Source organism: Streptomyces sp. E2N166, assembly GCF_003671715.1.
GTDB lineage: Bacteria > Actinomycetota > Actinomycetes > Streptomycetales > Streptomycetaceae > Streptomyces > Streptomyces thinghirensis.
This window is the reverse complement of the sequence record NZ_RAIF01000012.1, coordinates 1,056,697-1,060,046: the sequence shown is the minus strand read 5'-3', so window position 1 is coordinate 1,060,046 and position 3,350 is coordinate 1,056,697. Positions and strand designations below refer to the sequence as shown.

The following is a 3,350-nucleotide window of genomic DNA, read 5'->3' as shown; positions in this document are numbered from 1 at the left end:
GGAGACGGTGGACGAGGCGGCGGCCACCGCCGGTGTGCCGGGGGCGGTGACCGGGCCGCCGTGGGCCGGCGTGCTGCCCCCGCGCGGCGGCTGGCGGCCCGAGCCGGGGCTGCCCGCCCCGGACGCCCTGCGCGCGCTGGTCGCCGCCGCGGTGGCGGAGTTCCGCTCCCGCACCGGGGAGCTCGCTCCCGAGGGTCGTACACGGGCCGAGCTGGACCGGATCGGGCGGGAGATATGGTCCCGGACGGTCGGGGACACCGGGCTGCCGGTGCGGGCCGTGCACGCCGCCCAGTCACTGGGGTTCCTGCGGTCCCCGGGGGCGTCCGGCGAGGACGCGCCGCGGCTGTTCTCCTCGGGTGCGTGGCTGCGGCTGCGTACGCCCTTCGGGTCGGTCGCCCTGCGCCGGGCGGGAACCGGGGCGCTGGGCATCAGCGTGCGCTGACGCCCTCGTCCCTCGTCCCTCGTCCCTCGTCCGTCGTTACTCCGGGCCGATCACTCAGGCCCGATCAAGTCCTGCCCGATCAGTCCTGCTCGCTGTCGTCCGGCCGTACGGCGACGTGACCGGATTCCGGCGTCGGACGACCGGATTCCGGCGTCAAGTCACGAGGTCAGCCAGCAGTGTTGATCATCGAGGCCGCCGCGTACGTCAGGTACTTCCACAGCGTCTGCTCGTGCTCCTCGGAGAGCCCCAGCTCGTCGACGGCGACCCGCATGTGCTTCAGCCAGGCGTCGTGAGCCGCCCGGTCGACGGCGAAGGGGGCGTGACGCATCCGCAGCCGCGGGTGGCCGCGGTTGTCGCTGTACGTCGTCGGGCCGCCCCAGTACTGCATGAGGAAGAGCGCGAAACGCTCCTCGGCCGGGCCCAGGTCATCCTCCGGGTACATCGGCCGCAGGATCGAGTCCTCGGCCACCCCCTGGTAGAAACGGTGGACGAGGCGGCGGAAGGTCTCCTCCCCGCCGACCTGCTCGTAGAAGGTCTGCTCCTGAAGCGTGCCGCGCCGAATCTCATTCACGTCGTCCATGGTCTCAGACGCGGGGACATAGGACTTGAGGCTTAGGACCCCCGTACTGTGGAGGGATGGGCGGGCACCGGGATCTGGACGGCCTCGCCGCCTCCGCGCGGGCGGAGCTGGTGCGGGAGATCGAGCTGAGCGGCGCCTGGGCGGCCGAGCCGGTGTGGCGGGAGGCCTTCGCGACGGTCCCGCGCCACCTCTTCGTGCCCTACTACTACGTCGGCGTCCGGGGCGGCTACGAACGCCGGTGGGGCGAACACCCCGACCGGCACGCCCGCGAGCGCTGGGTGCACGGGGCCTACGCCGACACCCCGCTGGCCACCCGGCTGCGCGACGGCGAACTGCTCTCCTCCAGCAGCCAGCCGTCGCTGATGGCGATGATGCTGGTGGAGCTGGGCGTGAGAGACGGCGACCGGGTCCTGGAGATCGGCGCCGGCACCGGCTACAACGCCGCCCTGCTCGCCCACCGGCTCGGCGACGACGACCTGGTCACCACCGTCGATCTGGACGCCGACATCACCGAGTCGGCCCGCCGGCACCTGGCTGCCGCCGGGTACCACCCGGCGGTCGTCACCGGCGACGGCGCCCGCGGGGTGCCCGAACGCGCTCCCTACGACCGGATCCTCGCCACCTGTGCGCTGCCCTCGATCCCGCGCGCCTGGCTCGCCCAGTGCCGCCCCGGCGGCCGGATCCTGACCCCGCTCGCCACCGGCCTGGTCGTCCTCACGGTCCGCGACGCCGGGCACGCCGAGGGCCGCTTCCTGCACACGCCCGCGTACTTCGTGCCGCTGCGCGGCGCGGACCGGCCGGTGCCGGAGACGCCGGGCCTCGGCGGGGTGCCGCGCCGGGCCCGGGAGGACGACCTGTTCCGCTTCCTGCTGGCGCTCGGCCGGGGCAGCCTCGACCCGCAGGAGGCGTACGCCCTGTGGGACCGCGAGGACGCGCCGCAGCGCGAGCGCTACGGGATCACCGTCAGCGGCGAACGGGCCTGGGCCTGGCTGGACGACCCGGAGGGCCCGTACGCCTGGCCCTTCACCTGACGAGCACGGCGGGGCCCTGCCCCGTCAGCCCCGGCGGATCGTGATCGTCGTCCAGGCGCCGACGTGCACCCGGTCGCCGTCCTGGAGCGGCACCGGCACGAAGGGCTGGATCGGCTCGTCGCCGCCGTTGACCGTCGTCCCGTTCGTCGAGTTCTGGTCGACGACCGCCCAGCTGCCGTCCGGCTGCTGCACCAGCACCGCGTGCTGGTGCGAGACGCCGGGGTCCTCCGGTGGCACCGCCAGGTCGATGTCCGGGGTGTCGCCGGTGGAGTGCCGGCGGCGGCCGATCGTGAACTGGTTGCCGGTGAGCGTGCGCTGCTGCTCGGGCGAGTACGCGGGCAGGTTCAGGCCCGCGGCCTCGGGGCCGGAACGCTGCATCATCGCCATGAAGTAGTCGCGGTCCGGCCCGATCGTCGCCGTCCAGGTCGTCGGCTGCTGGGGCCGCTGCGGCTGCTGCGGCTGCTGGGGCTGCTGGGGCTGCTGCGGGAACCCGTAGCCGCCGCCCGGCGGGGGCGGCGGGGTCTGGGTGGCGCCGGGCTGCGGGTAGCCGTAGCCGTTGCCCTGGGCCGGGCTCGGGCCTCCCGGGCCTCCCTGTCCGGTGGACGACGGAGGGGAGAGCACCCAGTCGTCGTCACCGCCGCCGAAGGACGGGCCGCCCTGCTGCGGGCGGTTGGTCTCCTGCGGGAAGGCGGGCGGGGCCGGCGGACCGGACTGCTGGTACGCCTGCGGGGCACCCCCCGGGCCGCCGGGCCCGGGCGGCGGCGGAACCGGCCGCGACGGGTCGGCACCGAAACCGGGCGGAGGCGGAGGGCCGCCGGGACCGCCGGGACGGTGCGGGCCGCCGGGGCCACCGGGACCACCAGGGCCGCCAGGGCCGCCGGGGCCACCAGGGCCGAAAGGACCGGAGGGACCATTCGGGCCGCCCGGACCACCGGGACCACTGCCCGGGCCACCGGGACCACTGCCCGGGCCACCGGGACCACTGCCCGGGCCGCCCGGACCACCGGGACCACTGCCCGGACCACCGGGACCGGGAGCACCGGGACCACCGCCCGGACCACCCGGCCCCGACGGGTCGCCGCCGAAGGGCGGTCCCGGCGGGATCGGCTCGGCGGGGCGGTTCATCTGGGACGGGCGGGAGCCCTGGTAGTCGTACGAGTCACCGCCGCCGTACGACGGCCCCGTCGGAGGCTGCCCGAAGTGCGGCGCCGGAGCACCGGGCGCCGGCGGGCGCGGCGCGGCCGGGGTGTACGAGGTGGCGGTGTTGGTGAGGAAGTTCCACCGGCACTCCTCGCAG

General features: G+C 75.6%; 3 protein-coding genes and 1 pseudogene. 2 read left to right on the top strand and 2 right to left on the bottom strand.

The window, feature by feature from the left end; all coding sequences use genetic code 11:
* Positions 1 to 442, top strand: a pseudogene (locus EBH09_RS38860) (hypothetical protein); the annotation flags it as partial.
* Between the two features lie 166 nt (positions 443 to 608).
* Here EBH09_RS38860 and EBH09_RS12555 read toward each other — a convergent pair.
* Positions 609 to 1,022, bottom strand: a complete 414-nt coding sequence (locus tag EBH09_RS12555) for a globin (RefSeq protein ID WP_121747044.1) — start codon at positions 1,020 to 1,022, stop codon at positions 609 to 611.
* Positions 1,023 to 1,078: 56 nt separating this feature from the next.
* Between EBH09_RS12555 and EBH09_RS12550 the strand changes: the two genes are divergently transcribed.
* Positions 1,079 to 2,053 carry a methyltransferase domain-containing protein gene (locus tag EBH09_RS12550; RefSeq protein WP_121747043.1) on the top strand — a complete coding sequence of 325 codons (975 nt, stop codon included), beginning with the start codon at positions 1,079 to 1,081 and terminating at the stop codon, positions 2,051 to 2,053.
* Between the two features lie 24 nt (positions 2,054 to 2,077).
* On the opposite strand, the gene EBH09_RS12545 is transcribed toward EBH09_RS12550, so the two are convergent.
* A partial coding sequence (locus tag EBH09_RS12545) for an FHA domain-containing protein (protein ID WP_238697281.1) occupies positions 2,078 to 3,350 on the bottom strand: 1,273 nt, incomplete at its 5' end.